Origin of the sequence: Prosthecobacter fluviatilis (assembly GCF_042655725.1) — a bacterium.
GTDB classification, from domain to species: Bacteria; Verrucomicrobiota; Verrucomicrobiia; order Verrucomicrobiales; family Verrucomicrobiaceae; genus Prosthecobacter; species Prosthecobacter fluviatilis.
Genome location: NZ_JBHSMQ010000001.1, coordinates 168,488 through 188,951, shown reverse-complemented (window position 1 = coordinate 188,951; position 20,464 = coordinate 168,488). Strand labels below are relative to the sequence as shown.

The following is a 20,464-nucleotide window of genomic DNA, read 5'->3' as shown; positions in this document are numbered from 1 at the left end:
GGGGTCAGCGGCTCACGCGCAGCAGCGGGGCGGGCAGGTGCTCGCTGGTGAGCCAGAGGGTGAGGCTGTCAGTGTCGTAGCAGACGCCTTCGAGCTGGCGGAGAAGTTCGGGCTCAATTCGGACTGGAGGCTGAGCCAGGGCCTCGGCGAGCGTTTGGTTTTTGGGGAGCTGCCACTCGTAGAGGCTGCTGTAGGTGGAGGCGACCATGCGGGTGCCATCCGGCGAGAAGCAGGCTGAGGTGGTCATGCAGTTGTCGTGCGGACGCTTGCCGGGGCGGATGAGCCTGGGGAAGGTCAGATCGACGATTTTTTCCAATGTCATGCTGACCTTGGGCTGAAGCGGCTGCGGGAAGGCGTAGAGCGCGCATTTGCCGTCGTCGCTTTTGGTCAGGATGTAGAGGCGGCCAGTCTGAGGATGGACGAGCAGGCTCTCCGCGTTGTGCTTGCCGTCCGGATAGTTAGCGCGCCAGATCTGCGGCTCGACGGTTTCAGTTTCCTCCACAGGCTGACCGGAGGCTTTGACAGCAGGCTCAGGAATCTGGTAAACCTGAATCGAAGCGCGGATGTAGAGATTGTCGCCTATGTCACCAATGAAGAGGCATGGCGAGCCCTTTTCATCTTTGCCCGAGGCGATGTCTTCCCAGTCGAAATTTGCCGCATCACGCACACGAACTTTGGCGCGTGTTTTGCCGCTGCGGTCGATGGCAAAGACGCAGGGTTCGCCCCCTGAGTCGTTCATGGTCCAGAAAACCGAGGGATCGCGGATGCCCAAGGCGAGCCCGGAGCTTTCACTCAGCCGTTTGTCCTCAAGGGTCGCGACTTTTTTGCTGGTGCTGGGCACGGGCTTTTCCGGCCAAGCCACCACGGTCTGCCCGCAGCAGGCCGAGACTGCCGTCAGCACAAGCGCGAACTGGAGCAGGCAGGAATGCATAAGAGTCAGCCCAGCGGGGCCGCAGGCCCTGCCAGCATGCGGTTGTAGTGAAACTGCACGCGCGCCTGGAACCAGCGCCAGGTCTGGCCCGGCCTGCCACGCTCCAGCAGAAAATGCGGGCAGTCTTTGTGCAGTGGAGAGACGCCGTAGCGCGGCCAGTGGTAGTGGGGCACGACATTGCTGAGCGGAATGTCGTAGGCACGCATGAGATAGGCGGCGAGGCGCGCGGTGCGGTCGATGGTGCGACCAAGGTCATTGCCCTGATGCTCGCACATCTCGATGCCGATGCTGTAGTTGTTGCCGACGCCGTCAAAGTCAGCGTGCTCTCCCTGCTCGCGGCAGGGAAGGTGCTGGATGGCGATGTCATCCTGAACGGTGAAGTGCCAGGTGAGGAAGCCGATGCGATTGCCGCCCTTGCGCTTGGTGGCCCGCAGAGCGCCGCGCTTCAAGGCCAGCGCGTGCTGGTAGGCGTTTCCGGTGTAGTTCTGGGTGCTGTGAATGGTGATGTAGCGCGGCGTCATGGGCCGGTAGTAGCGGCGGCCCACCGTGCCGGCAGGGATGATGTCGAGCTTGACGCGAGTCTCGGCAAGCAGCTGGTCCGGCGTCATTGCGCCTTGAGGCACCGGGTCAAAGCGGGACTCCCAGCGTGCGATACGCGAGCCGTCATATGTGGCGCAAGCCGCGACAATGCACGCAAGCGCCAGTGGTAGGAGAAGTGCGACGTTTTTGCACATGCGAGTGTTTAAAGGCCAATGATCAAAATTCAATGCCCATATTCATTCATCTGCATGCTGTGCAGCTCCAGTGAAGACAGACCCACAGAAACTTTCCAGCCTGCGTGAACATCGATGAAAGAACCGCGTTTTTGGAGCGGCATGAATCCTTTGAATTCGGGATTGTCATCCTCCTCCAAGTCATTCAACATCCGCGCTTCTCATGAGCTCCACGTCCACTCCCGATTCCAACGCTCCCTGGTACAAGCAGCTGACCGGCTACCACTGGTTTGTGCTGATCGTCGCCTCAGCCGCCTGGTTCTTTGACTGCCTGGACCAGCGGCTGTTCTCGCTGGCCCGTGTGCCTGCGCTGGTGGAGCTGATGAAGCTGCCGCCAACGAATCCTGACCTGCAGGCGTTTGGAAAAGTGGTCACCGCCTGTTTCCTGATCGGCTGGGGTGTTGGGGGACTGATCTTTGGCGCGCTGGGAGACAAGTACGGACGTGCACGGATGCTGACGCTGACGATCCTGATTTACTCCGCCTTCACCGGGCTGAGCTACTTCAGCAGGACGAAGCTGGACTTCACGATTTTCCGCTTCCTGACCGGAATCGGCGTGGGCGGGGTGTTTGGCCTTGCGGTGGCATTGATCGCCGAGACTGTGCCCAACGGAGCACGCACGCAGTGCCTGGGGCTGCTGCAGATTTTGTCCACGATCGGCAACATCACGGCGGGCTTTGCCAAGATCGGCATCGACGCCCTGGAGGCGAGCCACACCATCACCGCCGGGTCGGGGTGGCGCTGGATGTTCCTGATCGGAGCGGCACCTGCGCTGATGATCATCTTCACCCGCAAGTATCTCAAGGAGCCTGCCTCGTGGCAGCACCTGAAGGACACGAACCAACTGCCCAAAGGCAGCATTTTCGCGCCTTACGCGAGCCTGCTGGCCAGCGCGCGCTGGCGTAAAAACCTCCTCGTGGGGGCGGTGATCGCAAGCACGGGAGTGGTGGGGCTCTGGGCCATCGGCGAGTATGCGGTGGACCTGCAAAAGGTGGCCTTCAAACAGTACTTTGAAAAGGCGGGAACGGCACCGGACAAGATTGCGGCGGAAGTGAACAACGCGATTTCGGTGGCGTATCTCTGGAACATGATGGGTGCTGCGGTGGGCATGACGCTCTTTACCAACGTGGCCAAGCTGGGACGCCGACTGGCCTTCTTCCTGGGATTCAGCGCCGCGCTGACCGCGACCTTCCTGGTGTACTGGAAGATGAGCGACCCGATCTCCGCCCGCTGGATGATGTTCCTGATGGGCACTGCGCAGCTGAGCGTGTTTGCGGGCTTTGCGATCTACCTGCCTGAACTCTTTCCAAGCAAGCTGCGCAGCACGGGCACGAGCTTCTGCTACAACCTGGGGCGCTTTGCCGCAGCCGGCGGCAGCTTCTTCTCCGCGACGCTGACTTCGGGGATCTATGGCAAATTTGCCGCCCAGGACCCGGCGCTGCCGCTGCGCTACGCCGCCATGACCATGTGCGCGATCTTCCTGCTGGGCATTTTCATCCTGCCATTCGCCCCTGAAACCAAGGGCAAACCGCTCCCTGAAGACGACTGAAATGACCGCCGCTGAACTCAAGAGCTGCACGCAGGCCGCAGCCGAGGCGATCTCTCCGGAGGCGCTGGCGCTGTGGCATGCCAAGCAGGGGAACTGGGACGCCGCGCACAACATCGCGCAGGACATCCACACCAAGATGGGATCGTGGATACATGCGCTGCTGCACGTGATCGAGGGGGACCAATGGAACGCGGACTACTGGTTTGCGAAAGCGGGGAAGCCCTCACACGGCCCGAAGGAAATTGACAAGCTTTGGGAAGAAATCGCGGGAGTTGTGCTCTCCTGAAGAGTTTTTCTGCACCTGTTTGAAATCTGCTGGTTGCCAACCGGTGGAAGGAGAATGCATGGATGAGGAGTGAACCGAGATCTCACCCTCCTCTTTCTTTCGCGTGCCACACGCCTGCATGCTTTTGGCATGACCTCGGTCATCCTGGCGCTGCATCTGGCACGACGCGGGCTGAGCACGGGTGACGTGGGGCTGCTTTTTACGCTGGCACTGCTCACCGATGCGGCACTGACCTTGGTACTGTCCACCCATGCGGACAGATGGGGCAGACGCCGCACGCTGATGCTCAGCGGGTTTTTGATGGCGCTGGCGGGAATGATGCTGGTGGTGGGAGAATCTTGGTGGGTAGTACTGCTCGGGATCACGATTGGCGTGATCAGCCCGGGCGGCAATGAGGTGGGCCCCTTTCTGGCGATTGAACAGGCGTGCCTGGCGCAATGCACGACCGCGCAGCGACGAACACAGCTGATCGCGTGGTACAATGTCACGGGATTTGTGGCAACAGCTGTCGGCGCTTTGAGTGCAGGGGCATGGCTGAAGACTGCTGGAAGCCAGGGGGGAGCCAGCCACGTGCTATGGGCCTATGCCCTGAGCGGCGTGGCCGTGATGGTGCTGGCGATGCTGCTGACGCACCAAGTGGAAACAGCGCCTGGACAGAATACGCAGAGGGCAAAGTCGCACTGGACGGGGCTGCAAGAGTCGCGCTCCAAGGTGGTGCGGCTGGGCGGCTTGTTTGCCCTGGATTCGTTTGCCGGAGGCTTCATCCCTCAAAGCCTGCTGGCCTACTGGTTTGCCACGCGGTGGTCGCTCAGTGAATGGGAGCTGGGGCAGGTGTTTTTCGCGACAAGCCTGCTGTCAGGCATCTCAGGTCTGGTGGCAGCGCCGTTGTCCCAAAAGATCGGCATGGTCAACACGATGGTTTTCACCCATCTGCCCTCCAATGTGCTGCTGATGCTGGTGCCGGTGATGCCTTCGGCCGGGCTGGCCATCGGCTGCCTGCTGCTACGGCATACCCTCTCACAAATGGATGTTCCGGTGAGGCAGTCCTACGTCATGAGCCTGGTGAGGCCGGAAGAACGCTCTGCAGCCAACGGCATCCTGGCCACCGTGAGGTCATTAAGCGCCGCGCTCTCGCCAGCGCTGGCGGGCGGCCTGCTGTCGCCGACGGCATGGCTTTCGGGCCCGTTGTTGATCGCGGGCGGATTGAAGAGCTTGTACGACGTGCTGCTTTTCAAGACGTTCCGATCGGTCCCCACGGAGGAGAGCTGCTAAGAGGGGATGCTTTTTGTCCAGAGCCGCCCAACCAGGGGGCAGCAAATGTCCGGAGTGCTATTCCGAATGCCCTCTTCCAGGCGAGCTGATTGCCAAAATAAGCGGCGTGCCTATAACCGGCGCGCCTTATGTTTCGCCCCCAACGATTTCTGACGTGCCTGCTTCTGCTGTCCTGCGCAGGGCTCCATGCCGCTCCTCCGGAAAATGCAAAAGCCAAGAAGCCCACATCTGAAGAGGCAAAGACAAAGGAAAGCACACAGCTGCCGCCGATCGTCGTGGAGGCTGCTGCAAACCGCAGCTATGTGGTGAAGGACGCCCCGGGGGTGGCACGGTCCGGCACCAAGGCATTCGACCTGCCCTTCTCCGTGCAGATGGTGCCCTCCCAGGTGATGCAGGACCAAGGGGACATTCAGGCCCAGGATGCACTGCGCAATGTCAGCGGCTTTCATCAGAACAAGGGGGCGTCGTTCAACAGCGCGAATGACGGCGGTGTCATCCGCGGATTTCAGACCACTCAGATGTATTACAACGGCTTTCTGGTGGAAGGCATGTCCTCCATCAATCTGCCGCAACTGGAGCGGCTTGAGGTTCTGAAGGGGCCGGCATCGATGGAGTTTGGCGTCGTGCAGCCCGGCGGTCTGATCAACATGGTGACGCGGCAGCCCTCGGCTGAAAGCCGAACGCAGGTTGAGCAGTCGATCGGCAGCTATGACAGCTATCGGGGACACGTGGACAGCACCGGAGCCTTGAACAAGGACAAGACGCTGCTTTACCGGATCAACGGTGGTTACATCGACCAGAACTCGTTTCGAGACTATGTCTTCGAAAAGCGCTACTGGCTCGCGCCAAGCATCACTTGGAAGCCTTCAAGCAAGGTGACGATCACGCTCGACACTTCGTTCATGAAGAAGGAGAAAACTTTGGACGAGGGGGTGGCTTTCAGCGCCGCAGGCAAGCCTGTGGGGCCGATCAGCACTTTCCTGGGAGAACCGAACCTCCCTGGCCAGACGCAGCGTGATGCCTTCGCGGGGCTGACAGCCGAGTGGCGCCCCTCCGAGAACCTCACCTTCCGCAGCGCCTTCATGTATCACCACTGGGACATCGACATGAACGCGGTGCGCCGCTCCGCCAACACCTCGGGCGCTGGCACGGTAGCGCGGCTGTATGACAACTCCGACTTCTCCGAAAACTCCTGGCAGTGGATGAACATGGGCATCGTGAAGTTCGCTCTGGGCCCGACGCGGCACAAGCTGATGGCGGGCTATGACTACCGTGACCGCAAGCAGACCATCCGTCTGGTGCGCGCGAACTACACCGCCGTGAACATTCTCAACCCTGTGTATGGAGGAGTGCTGCCCGCCACACCGGACCTTAACCGCCAGGATGCGCGGAGGATCTGGTCGGGCCTGTATCTGCAGGATGAAATATCGATGTTCAGCAAAGACCAGCTGAAGATTTTGGTGGGGGGACGGATGGACTACGTCCACAGCACGGATTACAGCCGGACGGGGGCGCCACAAACGTTGCAGCGCATTGACCGGGCCTACACCGGCAGGGCCGGGCTGCTGTACCAGCCGGTGCACGCCTTGGGCATCTACGGCAGTGTGAGCTCCTCATTCATTCCGAGCTCCACCTCCAGCCGCAACGTCAGCGGCGGGCTGCTGGACCCGGAAACCGGCATGCAGTACGAGGCGGGCGTCAAGTGGCGCTCCCCCGCCGAGCGTGTGATGGCAAGCGCGACCATCTATGACCTGACGCGAGACAACGTCGCCATCGCCGACCCGGCCAACCCGGGTTTTTCCGTCAACGGTGGCCTGCTCCGCAGCAGGGGCGTGGAATTTGACGTGTCCGGCCAGCTGACGAGCAGCCTGCAGATCATCGGCAACTACACGTACACCGACACGCGGGTGCTCAGGTCCGACACGCTGCCGGTGGGGGCGAGATTTATGAACGTGCCGCGCAACAGCGGCAGCCTGTGGCTGAAGCACACCCAGCAGGATGGGTGGCTGAGAGGCTTTGGCATCGGCTTCGGCATCTTTGCCGCGAGCAACAAATCCGGCGACAACAATGACACGTTCAAACTGCCGGGCTACACCCGCTTTGATGCAGCCCTCTTCTACCGCCGGGAGATGACCAGCGGCCCGCTGAGCGCCGTCTATGCGAGGGTGAACTTCATCAACCTTTTTGACCGGAAATACTATGAGTCATCTTTTGCCAACTCACGTGTGTTTCCAGGCCAGCCCTTCACGGTCTATGCCACACTCGGCTTTGAGTTCTGATCCATCCAAACACCAACCCACCCCCATATGAAAGTAGCAAACTATCCCGCATGGTCCGAAGCCGCCCCGCTGCCAACTCTCCGCGGAGGCTGCGCCGGAGCCGTGATAGACGGCAGGCTGTATGTCCTCGGTGGCGGACTTTCCGCCAAACGCCCGGTGGACACGGTGGAGTCCTATGACCCTGTGACCAACCAATGGAAGCCCCACCGCCCCATGCCGCTGCCACGCAACAATGTCGTCGCCGCGGTGCTCGATGGGAAAATCTATGTGGTGGCGGGCCTCGTGGCTCCTGCCGGCAGCACAGATGAGCAGCCGCTGGAAAACGAGCCGTCTGACCGCGTCGATGTTTATGATCCGCAGACAGACACCTGGACCACCTGTGCGCCGCTCCCCGAAGCGCGTGTCAAACCCGGTCTCAGCGTGGTGAACGGCCGTCTGTATGCGCTGGGCGGACGCCACGGAGATGTGAACACGACCTCCATCGTCTCTTATGATCCGGCTGTGGATGCATGGAACAAGGTGGCCGACCTGCCACTGGGTGTGCGGCATGCACCTGCCGCACAGGCTGGGGGCCTGATCTACCTGACAGGAGGCTGGTCGCCGAATGGGGACAAAGGTGACATCCACGCCAAGGTCTGGCGTTTTGACCCGGCCTCGAACGAGGTGGAGGAAGTGGCCTCCATGCCGGAACCACGAGTGGCGCACAGCCTCATCGAAGTGGACGGACAGCTGCTGGCGCTCGGCGGTGTGACTGCCGACAAGAGTTTCCTGGAGTCCGTCTGCCTCTATGATCCGACGATCGACAGCTGGACCGCACTGGACTTTGAAATGGACCCACGCGGCATCTTCGCCGCAGGCTTGATCGACAGGCATATCCATGTCGCCGGCGGCTGGACCAAGCTGTACAAGGAGCCGCATACAACGGTGCAGACGCACAGCCTGTGACCAGGAAGGGCCAGGCGCTGTGGAAGCTGGTGCAGCACGCCGCGATTGCCGTCGTGCTGGCGGGCTGCGGACGTGAAGAAGAGGCCGCCTCCCCTGATTCCGAGCACATCGTGCTGCGGGACAGGGTGGCCGGAATCGATCCCATCCATGTCAGCGGTCTCGCCTCGGGCATGGCGGCCGTGGCGTCGAACATCTATGAGCCACTGTTTCAATATCACTACTTGAAGCGGCCGTATGAAGTCGTGCCATGCCTCGCCGCCGAGATGCCACAATGGAGCGCCGACGGGCTGAAGTGCCGAATCCGCCTGCGTGAAGATGCGCGATTTCAGGACGACCCCTGCTTTTCTGAAGGCCGGGGGCGTGGTGTCACCGCGGAGGATGTCATCTTTTCGTGGAAACGCATTGCGGACCCACGCAATGCCTCTGCATTCTGGGCGCACTTTGAGCACCGCATCGTGGGTCTGGATGCGTACCGACGGGCAGTGCGCGAGCACCAGCCGGAACCGGAGGTGCCTGGACTGCATGCTGTGGACGAGCACACGCTGGAGATCCAGCTCACAAGCGCGTGGCCGCAGATCATTCACCTCCTGGCGCATCCGGCGACCGCCGTTGTGCCTAAAGATGCACTGCGCACCTACGGTGCGGATTTTCTGCGGCATCCCGTGGGCACAGGTCCCTTCCGACTGCACTCGTGGCAGCCGGGCACAGGTGTGGTGCTGAAAAAATCGCCAACCTTCCGACGGGAAAGCTATCCGGCCGAAGGCGCGCCAGATGATGCGGCTTCAGGGTTGCTGGCAGATGCGGGCAGGCGTCTGCCGCAGGTGGACGAGGTGCATTTCCATGTGATCGAAGCCTCCGAACCTGCGTGGCTGCTGTTTTTACAAGGCCGGATCGATCACCTGGGCATACCGACTGACCATTTCTCCGATGTGCTAGACGCGCACTGGCAATTGCGTCCGGCCTGGAACCAGAAGGGGCTGCGGGTAGATGTTTTTCCATCCATGTTTCTGCGATGGATCGGCTTTAACATGGCAGATCCGGTGATCGCGAAGAACCTGCCGCTACGCCGCGCCATCAGCCTCGCGATGAACCGGCAGGAGTTTAATGACCTCTTCCTCGGCGGACGCTGCGGCCTGCCAGGCTCGCTGCTGCCACCGGGGATGAAAGAGCACCGGCCGGAACTGCGCGACAGGTGGATGACGTTTGATCTGCCACGAGCCCAGGCGCAGCGAATCGAGGCCGAAAAGGTGCATGGAGGCCCCCTCCCGCCGCTGACACTGAGGATGGGCGGAACCTCGCCGCTCGTGCGGCAGATCGGCCAGTTGATCACACGCTGGCTTGCCGATGCGGGGCTGGAGCTGCATGTGGACCACGTTGACGAGCGCTCTCTGGCCGCCACGATGAACGAGCGGCCGGCATCCATGTTTTTTGGCGACGGCTACAGCATGACGCACCCGGACCCGACCGACCTCTTCCGCCGTTTTGCAAGCCAAGGCAGCGATGGTGGGGACAACCGCTTTCATTATCACAACCAAAGATTCGACAAGTGGTACCATTCACTGACCGCCATGCCGGACTCACCCGAACGCATCAAGCTAAGCCACCAGATGGAGGACCTTCTGCTGGAGGATCTTCCGTGCATCGGCTTTCTCTCCTACAACTGGGTTTCTGTCCGTCATGACTGGCTCACGAGTTTCAAGCCCCATGCCTTCTCAGGCCCTGCGGGTCTCATCAAATATCACCGGATCGATGGGCAGCGCCGGGTGCCGTGGAAGCAGCAACCGCCGCCATGAAACGCTTCATCATCCAAAGGCTGATGGCAGCAGCACCCGTGCTGTTTGGTGTGCTGTTGCTGACCTTTGGCCTTTCACGCCTGCTGCCGGATGATTTTGCCGTGCGTTTGGGAGGGGAGCATGCATCTGCCGAGATGCTTGCCGACATCCGCTGGGCACACGGCCTAGACAAGCCGCTGTTTGTGGCGTGGGACCGCCTGTTGTCAGGAAACATGGCGGCTGCGTTTGATACGCAGTTCATCGGTCATTGCCGCAAGCTGTTCACGCTCGACTTTGGACGCTCATGGTCTGCGCTCAGGCCGGTGTCTCACATGCTGCGAGAGGGCGTGGGTGCGTCGCTGGCGATCACCGTACCCGTGATGCTGGGCTCTGCCGCGGCATCTGTGGTGCTGGGGATGCTGGGAGCATTTGTCTGGCGCACGCACTGGGACCGCTGGCTGCTCGGTGCCTGCACGCTGAACATGAGCATCCCCGGGGTGGCGCTGATTCTGGCGGCGCAATATTTTGTGGCCTTTGAATGGGGCTGGGCGCCGGTACATGGCTGGGCAGGCGGCCGTGGACTGATCCTGCCGGTGCTGCTGGGAATAGTCATCGGCCTGGGAGCGGATGTGCGCTTTTGCCGAGCCGTGCTGCTCAAGGAAATGAATGAGGACTTCATGCGCACAGCCCTGGCCAAGGGCGTGGGAGGCTGGCGGCTGTGTACGGTGCATTCGCTGCGCCCGGCACTGGGGCCTTTGCTGGCACGATGGCTGCCGCGTCTCCCCTTTCTGCTGACCGGGTCGCTGTTTCTGGAGCGTGTCTTTGGCATCCCCGGTCTCGGGGGCATGATGGTGGATGCCATTTCGGCGCGTGATTTTCCGGTGATCAATGTCATGACCTTCATCGCAGCCGTGCTGCATCTCCTGGGACAAACCGTGGCGGATGTTCTCTCCGCGCGAATTGATCCGCGAATCCGGATTTCATGAGCGCGGCATCTTACAGCAATGCGACCATGACAACTCCGGGCTGGAACCGGCTGCGGAAGGTGTTTCGCCTCCGTGGCTGGCCGGGTGTCATGCTGATCGTGGTGCTGGCCTACATCATGGCCGCGCTGCTGGGCTCCCTCGGCTGGCCGGACGAGGACTGGACCCGTCGTGCCGGCCCATCATTTGCACCGCCGTCATGGGAGCACTGGTTTGGAACCGACCGCCTCGGACGCTCGGTGGCCTTGAAGACCTGGCTGGGTGCCCGTCTTTCCGTGATCATTTCCTGCGGTGGTGCCGCGATTGCCGTGGGGACAGGTCTTCTGCTCGGCATGCTTGCGGGATGGAGGCGGGGATGGGTGGATGCGCTGGTGATATGGCTTTGCACCACGCTGAGCACGGTGCCCAGGCTGCTGCTGCTGCTCGCGCTTTCGCTGCTGCTGAGGGAGCAGAGCATTTTTGGTGTGTCTTTGCATGGAGCCCCAGCCATGCTGCTGGCACTGGGACTCACAGGCTGGGTTGGTGTATGCCAGGTGGTGCGGGCAGAGATGATCAAGCTTGGCTCGCTGCCATTCATCCTGGCGGCCAGGGCGCTTGGCGCCAGCAGCTTTGGCATCGCCCGCAGGCATGCGCTGCCGCACCTCACGCACCTGATTTTGGTGGAGTTCGGCCTGCGGGTGGCCGGTTTCATCGGTGCGGAGGTTTCCCTGAGTTTTCTCGGTCTCGGTCCGGTGGATCAACCGTCGTGGGGGACCATGCTGGAAGAAGCCCGGATCGAGACTGGCCAGCATGTGTGGTGGCAGATGACCGCCTCCTTTGCGGCGGTGCTGCTATTTTCCACCGCCGTGCATGAGGTGAGCGATGCCTTGCGTGATGTGCTTGATCCGCGCAGAGCTCCAGAACCGGGCTCAGAGCGGTGACCGTCGAGATTTCCGACCGGGAAGATGACAAACTTTGGGACGAGACAGCTGATGTTGTGCTATCTTGACTGCTCAAACAGTGAACAACGACTCCGCCAAACCCCAGCAGCGCTTTGAAGACTTGCGCGGCATCCTCCGCTACGTACCGCAGTTCAGGCAGCGCGTTTTTGTGATCGCGTTTGACGGGGCGCTGATGACGCAGCCGGGCTTTGCGAGCCTGCTGCAAGATGTGGCGGTGCTGCAGTCCCTGAACATTGAGGTGGTGCTGGTCTTTGGAGCACGTGCCCAGGTGCGGGCGCTGGCCGAGAAGCGTGGCATAACCCTGTACAACGACGATGGCATGGGCCGCACGGACGCGGCGGGCATCGAGATAGCCAAGGACGCCATCATGCGGCAGTGCAGCGACCTGATGGCCGACCTGACGGCGCTGGAAATGCCGGTGGCGATTTCCAATGCGCTGGCGGTGCATCCTGCGGGAGTGATTGACGGGGTGGACCTGGAATTCACAGGAAGGATCGAGCGAGTGGACGAGGAGTCTCTGCGCGCCCTGCTGAAGGCCGACATCATTCCCATCTTGCCGCCGCTGGGCTATGATGGCCGAGGAGCCACGCTGAGACTGAACTCGGATGCTGTGGCGGTGGAAGTCGCCATCGCGCTGCGGGCGGCGAAGGTGATCTTTGTGGCCGAGTCTGGCATCACGGCCGCAGATGGCACGCGCCTGGAGCAGCTTTCCGTGGCGGAGGCCCGGGAGATGCACAAGCGCAAGGACTCCAAGCATGACGTGAGCATGCTGTCCAAACTGCGCTACGCCGCCCTGGCCTGCCAGGAGGGCGTGCCGCGGGTGCACATCGTGGACGGCACGCAGGATGAAGCGCTGCTGGCGGAGCTCTTTTCCAACGAGGGCGTGGGAACCATGATCCACGCGGATGACTACCAGCAGATCCGCAAGGCCCGCTCCTCGGATGTCCCTGCCCTGCTCTCGATGATGCAGCAGAGCGTGGACGATGCTGCGCTGGTGCCGCGCACGCGTGACCAGATCCAGTCAAAGATCAAAGACTTCTTCGTGCTCGAACTCGACGGGAACCCGATCGGCTCCGTGGCGGTGCATGCCTACGAAGAGGATGGCCGGAAGATCGCGGAGCTGGCCTGCCTGTTTGTGCGCCGCTCGCACAAGAACAAGAACCATGGGCGGAAGCTGGTGGCCTTTGCCGAGGAGCAGGCGCGCCTGCGAAACTGCGAGGTCATCGTGGCGCTGAGCACGCAAGCGTTCCGCTTCTTTGAGGAAAAAATGGGCTACACCGTGACGGGGCCGGATGCCCTGCCGCTGAGCCGGCGCGAGAAGTACGACAAGAGCGGCCGGAACTCGAAGGTACTGGTGAAATCTCTGAAACAGAGCGGCGGCCCTACTTGATGCGGGGGATCTTTGAGTAGGCGAGCGCGTGCTCCGCGATGGCGATGGCCTGGTCCTGCAGTTTTTCGCCGATGAAGCGCTGCTGAAAGCTCACGCGGCACTTGCGGCCGTTTTTGGCAAAAGCGACCCAGAATTCCGTCGATTTGATGCGCTCTGAGGCGCTGGTGGCGTCGGACCATTCATACTGGACGGACTGGCTGCGCGAGACCTCGCGGAGCCCCTGGGCGGTGAGCGTGACGGAGTAGCCCATGACCTGCCAGCCGAGCCAGGTGACGGCGATGCCGAGCAAAAACAATGCCGCGCCGAAGACGATGGAAGGCCCGATGGCCTTGATGCGCCCAAAGAAGCCGCCATTGCCAAACTCCAGGGCGAAGTACTTCACCCGTCCATACATGACCTTCACCAGGACCAAGGCGGCGATGACGAGCAGAGGCCCGCCGCCGAGCAGTAGCCAGGAGTAGAGGTCTCCGATCATGAGCGTGACTCCATTGCCTGCAGAGCCGCCTTTGACGAGATAGGGGGAGAGGTCAAACAGGCCGGCAATGTCGAAAGAAAAGGGCGACGAACTCATGGGCGTTTCTTTTTCTGATTAAACCCACCCGCCGCCCCGTGCGTCAAGCCTTGGTTCCGTGACTTGTTTGTTGCCGGATGAAGTCTTTTACCGCGGACACGTCTGCCGCCATGGGCCAGGTTTTGAGCGGTTTGGACTTCAGGGCTTCGAGCGTGGGGTGCGTGGGCTCGCTGCCGGTGGCCTGCCGGACGACCTCGGGGAACTTTGCCGGGCTGGCTGTGGCGAGAACAACGCTCACGCGGTCCTGCGCCATGTCTGTGAAAGCGCAGGCGGTGTGGGGATCGAGCACATACTGCCAGTCCTTCCACATCTGGGCGATGACTTTGACAATGGTGTCGTCGTCCATGCGGGTGGAGCGGAGGGAGGTGTGCGGGAGCCGAATGGTGAAGGGAGCGCCCGACTTGATCTGCGACATGACCTCACGCACACGTGCCGAGTCCTGACCGAGGATGTAATAGAGGAAGCGCTCGAAATTGGAGGCGGCCTGGATGTCCATGCTGGGAGCGTGGCTGGGGTGCACCTCACTCTGGCTGTACTCACCGCTGGAGAAGAAGCGGTGGAGGATGTCGTTTTGATTGGTGGCGACGCGGAAGCTGCCAGCGGGCATGCCCATCTGCTGCGCGAGCCATCCGGCGAGCACGTTGCCAAAGTTTCCGGTGGGCACGACGTACTCCGCCGTGGCACGCACATCCTCCGGCAGCCTGAGGCAGGCCCAGATGTAGTAAACGCACTGCGCCAGAACGCGGGCAATGTTGATGGAATTGACTGCGGAGAGATTGACCGAACTTGCGAAAGCGGTGTCTCCAAAGGTGTCCTTCACCACGCGCTGCGCATCGTCGAAGGTACCTGGGACAGGAATGGCGAAAACATTGTCTGCACCGGTGCAGGCCATCTGGCGCTCCTGCAGGGGGGCAACGCGGCCGTTTGGATAGAGAATGAAAATGGTGATGCCATCGCGCCCCAGGCAGCCGTGAATGGCGGCGGAGCCGGTGTCACCGGAGGTGGCGCCGAGCACGGAGAGGCGCTTGCCGCTGTGCTGGACCTGGCGCTTGTAGAGCAGGCCGAGGAGCTGAAGGGCGAAGTCTTTGAAGGCGAGCGTCGGGCCGTGGAAGAGCTCCAGGACGTAGGTTTTGTCCGTGATCTTTTTGAGGGGGGCCACGTCCGGGGAATCGAAGCGGCGGTAGGCCTCTGCGGTGAGCTGGTGCCACTCGGCATTGCTGATCTCGGGGGCGAAGAGGGTGAAAAACTCCGCCGCGAGCTGGGGGTAGCTGAGCTTTGACCACGCGGGAAGCTTGTCCGCGATGCTGGGCAGACTCTCCGGCAAAAAGAGGCCACCATCCGGCGCAAGACCGGCTTCAACAGCTTCAGAGAACGTGTGCGGCTGCGTCTGGCCGCGGGTGGAGAGATAGTGCATGCGAATGAATGAGGGTAGGCATTCTTGCGTGGAATTTGCGGAGACACAACGAGTCTCTTGCCTGGAGGCGGGCAGCCGGCGGGCCGGGCAGCGGGGCTACTTTCTGCGGGGGATGAAGATGTCCACCTGCTGGCCAACGTAGAGGGGCTGGTCCTTGGGCTTGTCGAGCTTGTAGATGACCTGGAGGACGCGGGTGTCCACGCGCTCTGTGCTGGCGCCGGTGAGGGAGACTTTGGGGATGACGTAGGGCTCGATACGGACGAACTGGGCCTTGAATTTTTTTGAGGAGTCGCTCTTGAGCGAGAAGCTGGCATCGAGGCCAGAAGCCACTTCCATGGCGTTTTGCTCGTCCACATCGGCACGGACATGGAGGGTGGAGATGTCTCCGAGGACGAGCGCGGGCTGCTTGTTTGCCGGAGAGGCGTACTCGCCGGCACGGATGTTGACCTGCAGAATGGTGCCGGATCTGGGCGCCTTGACGGTGAGGCGGTCGATGAGGAGCTCTGTCTGCTGCACATCGGCCTTGGCGGAGATGAGCTGTGCGTCCGCAGCCTGCAACTGGGCCTTGGCGACGAGAACGTCGTTGGTGCGGTTGCGCAGATCGTCCTGGCTGATGGCACGCTGATCGGGGATGGAGGTCATGCGGTCGAGCATGTCCTGCACCTTGGCGAGCTGGGCGCGGTTGATGGCGAGATTGGCCTGGGCGATGGCGATGGCGGCCTGCTGCTTGAGGAGGGAGGCGCGCAGTTCGCGATCGTCGAGGATGAGCAGGGGGTCCCCTTCCCTGACGACCTGATTGACGACGACTTTGACCGACTGGACCAGGCCGGGCATCGGCACGCCAATGGCGACGTTTTCATCCTTGGCCTCGAGAATGCCGGTGGCGGCGATGTCATCCGGGGCGATTTTTTGCGGTGGCAAAACCGGCGGCGGCGGGATGGCCGACTCCTGACTGCGGATGGTCTGGAGGACGAACCCCATGGCGATCACGCCCGCGACGGCAAGGAGGTAGGTGGAGTAGCGGATGGTCGTGGAGATCAGGTTCATTGGGAGGAAAGGCGGAGGATAACGGATGAGGCGAGATTGGCGAATGCGGAATGACGGACAAAATTACGCTCGACGAGACGGGCCAGGAAGTTTCAATTCTGCCAGATGAACAAGGAACCGGGCATTGCAGGGCAGGTCATCCGCCAGGGTGGCGAGGTGGCGGTCATCGTGCTGGTGGCGGCAGGGCTGCAGGCCCTGTGGGGGACGCACTGGCTGGGCACCCGTGCCTTTTGCCTGGTGGTGCTGGCAGCGGCGTTGGCAAAAACGGTGTTTTTCTTCGTCGAAAACCTCCAGCACATCCTGCTGGCCACCCAGGAGGACATGCCCTACCACCGGGTGCTGGGGCTGATGGGGGTGAACATGGCGCAGATCACGCTGGCATTTGCGCTGGACTACTGGTGCCTGGAAACGGCGGAGCCGGCGAGTTTCAGCTCGATCGACGCGGCGTGGAACCAGTGGGAGCAGCTGTTTGAGTTTTTCTTTTTCAGCGTGCTGAACTTTTCCTTTTTTGGCTTTGGGGATGTGACCCCGCTGACGATCCCGGCCAAACTGGTCACGATGATGGAGGTGCTGCTGGCCTTTTTCACGGTGATCTTCCTGCTGTCTGATTTCGTCAGCCTGAAGGACTCGCTGAGAGTGAAGAAGCCGAAGGGGGAATGATCCGCGTCTTGCACGGGCGGGCTGGCGCTCTAGGCTTGGCGGATGGACCGACCCGCCGCCATCGCTCAAATCCGTGAAGCCTGCAAAAACATCGCGCTGCAATTCATGAAAATCCACCCTGCCGTGCCAGGACTGGCCGACGAGGAAACACAGAAGGAGTGCCTGCGCAGCGTGCACGAGATGACGGTGCTGCTGGAGACGATCAAAAAGAAGATCGGCCGGCTGGAACGTGCCGATGACAGCACCCTGCTCTGACATTTGGCTTACTTGCCCGAAACCGCCGCCCAAACGATCATCCGCCATGAAACAAGCCATCATCTGCCTTCTCCTGCTGACGGGGAGCCTGCGGGCCGAAGTCAAACTGCCCGCCCTTTTTTCCGACGGCATGGTGCTGCAGCAGGCACAGCTCATCCGAGTCTGGGGGACTGCTGATGCAGGCGAAGAGGTGAAGGTGACATTTCATGACCAGACGCACAGCTCGACCACCGACCCGTCGGGCAAATGGGCGATCACGCTCAACCCGATGAACGCAGACGGGCAGCCAGCCGAGATGGTGGTGGCGGGCAAAAACACGATCACTTTGAAAAACGTTCTGGTTGGCGAAGTGTGGATCTGCTCCGGGCAGTCGAACATGCAATGGACGGTGCAGCAGGCGGGCAAAGCCCAGGAAGAAATCGCGGCCGCGAATCACGCTCAGATCCGGATGTTCAATGTCGAGCGCAGCCCGAGCATGACGCCGCAGACTGATTGCAAGGGCGCGTGGAAGGAGGCCACGAGCGCGAATGTGGGGCAGTTTTCGGCCGTGGGCTACTTTTTTGGCCGTCACCTGCATCAGGCGCTGAAGGTTCCGGTCGGCCTGATCAACACCTCATGGGGTGGGACTCGTGTGGAGGCCTGGACCGGCCGCGAAGCGCTGGAAGAGCGCCCCTGCGCCACTGAGATGCTCGCGGACTGGAAGGATGCCGTGGCCAAATGGGATGGGACGAAGGAGACGGCCGCGTACGAAAAGCTCAAAGCCAGCTGGCAGGCGCAGGTGCAAAAGATCGATGCCGCAAATGCCAGTCTGCCAGCCGACAAAAGGCAGACGAAACCCGCGGCACCACGCCTGCCGGAGGACCCAACGAAGACGCCGCACCACCCCAGCGTACTTTTTAACGGCATGGTGGCGCCGCTGATCCCCTACACAATCAAAGGCGCCGTCTGGTACCAGGGCGAGTCGAACCAACGACGGGCTTTTCAGTACCAGGAACTGCTGCCCACCCTGATCAACAACTGGCGGAAGCAGTGGGCGGAGCCGTTCTCTTTCTACATCGTACAGCTCGCGAACTATGGCAACGGCAAGCCCGCCACCCAGGACCCCGGTGTGCCGGACACGTGGGCAGAGCTGCAGGAGGCGCAGACACTGACGGCGCAAACACTCGACAAATGCGGCATCGCCATCATCAACGACATCGGTGAGCAAAACGACATCCACCCCAAAAACAAACAGGAGGTCGGCCGCCGGCTGGCGCTCTGGGCGCTGGCCAAGGACTACGGCAAGTCTGGCGCTGAGTATTGCGGCCCGCTGTACCTCTCGTCTGTGATCCAGGGCGGCAAGGTTCGCGTGCAGTTCACCCACACCGGCTCGGGTTTGAAAACTCGTGACGGCGGCGAGCCGAAAACCTTCCAGATCGCAGGGGCGGACCAAAAATGGGTGTGGGCGAAGGCCAAGATCGAAGGCAACGAAGTCGTGGTCTGGAGCGATGCCGTGCCGCAGCCCATCGGAGTTAGGTATGCGTGGGCGAGCTGGCCGGAGGGTGCCAATCTCATCAATGCGGAGGGGCTGCCTGCTTCGTGCTTCCGCACGGATGACTTTCTGCCCTCAACCCTGGGTGTGGTGTCTCCCTTCAAGGAAAACACCCCGGCGAAACCGTGATCACCACTGACAGGCGTGCATCTTTTCCTTTCTGATCCAGACACGGCCCCCTTTCTGGCCGATGAGATCCGGCGAGCAGCGCCGGACGCGGTGCCCCATGAGGTGGAGGGGCTGGGGACAGCCGCCGAGGTGCCCCTGGAGGGGCTGCTGCTGGCTTTTGCGCGACAGACCCTGCCGGATGCGGTGGAAGTCTCTCCCAGCTCCATCAATGGCTGGGCTGACCGGATCATTGAGGCCATCGCGGGTGTCTTCCCGGATGACCAGCCTTGGCGACTGCACCTCTGGCCGCAATACGGGGAAGGCAAAGCCGGACTGCACCGCTGCGAACTCATCCGTGCCGCGCTGACAGAGAGGCTGAAGAAAAAGCGGCGGCATCTGCTGCGCTCGATGACTGACACGGATGGGGTGTTTGATGCACAGACATCGCTGGTGCAATGCGTGCTGACTTCGCCGGAAGCGGGGTGGATTTCCGCTGCTGCGGCGCCGCAGCCGCATGCGCTGCGCTGCCTGATCTCAAGCTTCCCGCGAGGTGAGGTGCCGCTGGCAGATGACAAGAGCGCGCCCTCGCGCGCCTTTACGAAACTGGTGGAGTCTGAGCAGCGTCTGGGCAGAAGGATCGAGCGCGGGCAGACCTGCGTGGACCTGGGGGCTTCGCCGGGGAGCTGGAGCTATGTGGGCATTCAGCGCGGGGCGCATGTGATCGCCATCGACCGCTCTGAGCTGCGCGAGGACCTGATGCGCAATCCGCGGCTGCACTTTGAAACCGCCGACGCCTTCAAGTACAAACCGCCGCAGAGGGTGGACTGGCTGGTGTGCGATGTGATCGCCGCGCCGCAACGGAGCATCGACCTGCTGCTGGAATGGCTGCGGGAGAAGCGCATGCGGCAGTTTGTGGTGACGATCAAATTCAAGGGGCACGATGAGTACCCGCTGCTGGACATCCTCAAACGCGAAGCGCCGCCGCTGTGCGCGGAGTTTCACCTGACGCGGCTGTGTGCGAACAAGAACGAGGTGTGCGCGTTTGGGGTGGTGTGAAAAGAGAGTGAATGGAGCGGCATAGGACTCCGTCTGATGCCCTCATGGTGAATTAGTCTTGCGACGAAATCCCCTGCCATGCTATCCACTCTCCCACAACCATGAAGCTTTTCATCACTTTCATCCTTGGCGCCATCACCGGCGCCTCTCTGTTGTGGTTTGGATTCAGAAAGGAGGTCGTGATACTGAACAACAGGCCAGTAGTGGTGGACCTCTTCTCAGGAAAGGCACACCGGGTTTTTGTCTCTTATCTTGAGGCCGAGCAACTGGAACGTGACGAGGCCAAGAGGATCGAGGCTTTGCATGAAAATGGGACGTCAGCTTCAGAGGAGGCTCAATGGCGTGAGCTTGATGTGTCTGAAATCAAGAAACTCGAATTCCAGTGGAGTCAAAACGGCTCGAACATCAAAGCCGAATTTCACAATCCATTTGAGCAAGAAGTGAAGGTCGAGCGAGTTCGTGTGCAGATTCCGGCTCAGAATGCTCACGCCGCGATCGACCGGGAGTTTCAAACAGATCACTCCATCTGCCCACCGCTGGCAGATTGCGTGGACTTGCTGCGGTCAATACGAATCCCATTTGAAAATTTTCTCGGCCCGAGGCCCTCTGACGGTAGCGAACGCCCCAAGGTCGGCTCGATCACGCCCGTTCGTGTATTGATTCGAAAGTGATGCCCGCGGCACATCGACTGGCCACTCGCC

General features: G+C 61.4%; 19 protein-coding genes. 14 read left to right on the top strand and 5 right to left on the bottom strand.

Annotation, left to right across the window (positions count from 1 at the left end; translation table 11 throughout):
- Positions 1-4 precede the first annotated feature (4 nt).
- Complete coding sequence (locus ACFQDI_RS00715) at positions 5-931, bottom strand: hypothetical protein (protein WP_377162359.1); 927 nt, start codon at positions 929-931, stop codon at positions 5-7.
- 5 nt (positions 932-936) lie between these two features.
- Positions 937-1,665 carry a peptidoglycan recognition protein family protein gene (locus ACFQDI_RS00710; RefSeq protein WP_377162357.1) on the bottom strand — a complete coding sequence of 243 codons (729 nt, stop codon included), beginning with the start codon at positions 1,663-1,665 and terminating at the stop codon, positions 937-939.
- Between the two features lie 202 nt (positions 1,666-1,867).
- Between ACFQDI_RS00710 and ACFQDI_RS00705 the strand changes: the two genes are divergently transcribed.
- From ACFQDI_RS00705 to argA, 9 genes are all read left to right on the top strand, one after another.
- Entirely contained in the window at positions 1,868-3,253 is a 1,386-nt protein-coding gene (locus tag ACFQDI_RS00705; RefSeq protein ID WP_377162355.1) for an MFS transporter, read from the top strand.
- A 1-nt stretch (position 3,254) separates the two neighbouring features.
- Positions 3,255-3,539, top strand: a complete 285-nt coding sequence (locus tag ACFQDI_RS00700; protein WP_377162353.1) for a hypothetical protein — start codon at positions 3,255-3,257, stop codon at positions 3,537-3,539.
- Positions 3,540-3,608: 69 nt separating this feature from the next.
- Positions 3,609-4,811, top strand: a complete 1,203-nt coding sequence (locus ACFQDI_RS00695) for an MFS transporter (RefSeq protein ID WP_377162351.1) — start codon at positions 3,609-3,611, stop codon at positions 4,809-4,811.
- A gap of 128 nt (positions 4,812-4,939) precedes the next feature.
- The gene (locus ACFQDI_RS00690) at positions 4,940-7,090 is read left to right on the top strand and encodes a TonB-dependent siderophore receptor (RefSeq protein ID WP_377162349.1); all 2,151 of its coding nucleotides are present in this window, start codon (positions 4,940-4,942) and stop codon (positions 7,088-7,090) included.
- 27 nt (positions 7,091-7,117) lie between these two features.
- Entirely contained in the window at positions 7,118-8,035 is a 918-nt protein-coding gene (locus ACFQDI_RS00685) for a Kelch repeat-containing protein (protein ID WP_377162347.1), read from the top strand.
- The gene (locus tag ACFQDI_RS00680; RefSeq protein WP_377162345.1) at positions 8,032-9,828 is read left to right on the top strand and encodes an ABC transporter substrate-binding protein; all 1,797 of its coding nucleotides are present in this window, start codon (positions 8,032-8,034) and stop codon (positions 9,826-9,828) included. Before ACFQDI_RS00685 ends, ACFQDI_RS00680 begins: the two co-directional genes overlap by 4 nt.
- Positions 9,825-10,793 (top strand): ABC transporter permease, encoded by a 969-nt coding sequence (locus ACFQDI_RS00675; protein WP_377162343.1) that lies wholly within the window; start codon positions 9,825-9,827, stop codon positions 10,791-10,793. Before ACFQDI_RS00680 ends, ACFQDI_RS00675 begins: the two co-directional genes overlap by 4 nt.
- Positions 10,790-11,710 carry an ABC transporter permease gene (locus ACFQDI_RS00670; protein WP_377162341.1) on the top strand — a complete coding sequence of 307 codons (921 nt, stop codon included), beginning with the start codon at positions 10,790-10,792 and terminating at the stop codon, positions 11,708-11,710. The genes ACFQDI_RS00675 and ACFQDI_RS00670 overlap by 4 nt, the downstream gene beginning before the upstream one ends.
- A gap of 64 nt (positions 11,711-11,774) precedes the next feature.
- Positions 11,775-13,121 (top strand): amino-acid N-acetyltransferase, encoded by a 1,347-nt coding sequence (gene argA / locus ACFQDI_RS00665; RefSeq protein WP_377162339.1) that lies wholly within the window; start codon positions 11,775-11,777, stop codon positions 13,119-13,121.
- Here argA and ACFQDI_RS00660 read toward each other — a convergent pair.
- The 3 genes from ACFQDI_RS00660 to ACFQDI_RS00650 form a co-directional block, all read right to left on the bottom strand.
- A complete protein-coding gene (locus tag ACFQDI_RS00660; protein ID WP_377162338.1) occupies positions 13,114-13,692 on the bottom strand; it encodes a hypothetical protein in 579 nt (192 codons plus the stop codon). The genes argA and ACFQDI_RS00660 overlap by 8 nt on opposite strands.
- A gap of 43 nt (positions 13,693-13,735) precedes the next feature.
- The gene (thrC, locus tag ACFQDI_RS00655; RefSeq protein WP_377162337.1) at positions 13,736-15,106 is read right to left on the bottom strand and encodes a threonine synthase; all 1,371 of its coding nucleotides are present in this window, start codon (positions 15,104-15,106) and stop codon (positions 13,736-13,738) included.
- 96 nt (positions 15,107-15,202) lie between these two features.
- Positions 15,203-16,153, bottom strand: a complete 951-nt coding sequence (locus tag ACFQDI_RS00650) for an efflux RND transporter periplasmic adaptor subunit (protein WP_377162336.1) — start codon at positions 16,151-16,153, stop codon at positions 15,203-15,205.
- 105 nt (positions 16,154-16,258) lie between these two features.
- On the opposite strand from ACFQDI_RS00650, the gene ACFQDI_RS00645 reads away from it, so the two are divergent.
- The 5 genes from ACFQDI_RS00645 (at position 16,259) to ACFQDI_RS00625 (ending at position 20,434) form a co-directional block, all read left to right on the top strand.
- Positions 16,259-16,813, top strand: a complete 555-nt coding sequence (locus ACFQDI_RS00645) for an ion channel (protein WP_377162334.1) — start codon at positions 16,259-16,261, stop codon at positions 16,811-16,813.
- Between the two features lie 42 nt (positions 16,814-16,855).
- Complete coding sequence (locus ACFQDI_RS00640; RefSeq protein ID WP_377162332.1) at positions 16,856-17,068, top strand: hypothetical protein; 213 nt, start codon at positions 16,856-16,858, stop codon at positions 17,066-17,068.
- Positions 17,069-17,114: 46 nt separating this feature from the next.
- A complete protein-coding gene (locus tag ACFQDI_RS00635; RefSeq protein ID WP_377162330.1) occupies positions 17,115-18,728 on the top strand; it encodes a sialate O-acetylesterase in 1,614 nt (537 codons plus the stop codon).
- A 15-nt stretch (positions 18,729-18,743) separates the two neighbouring features.
- Positions 18,744-19,763 carry an SAM-dependent methyltransferase gene (locus ACFQDI_RS00630; protein WP_377162328.1) on the top strand — a complete coding sequence of 340 codons (1,020 nt, stop codon included), beginning with the start codon at positions 18,744-18,746 and terminating at the stop codon, positions 19,761-19,763.
- Between the two features lie 101 nt (positions 19,764-19,864).
- Positions 19,865-20,434: a hypothetical protein gene (locus ACFQDI_RS00625; protein ID WP_377162326.1), complete on the top strand. Its 570-nt coding sequence runs from the start codon at positions 19,865-19,867 to the stop codon at positions 20,432-20,434.
- The last annotated feature ends 30 nt before the right edge of the window (positions 20,435-20,464 follow it).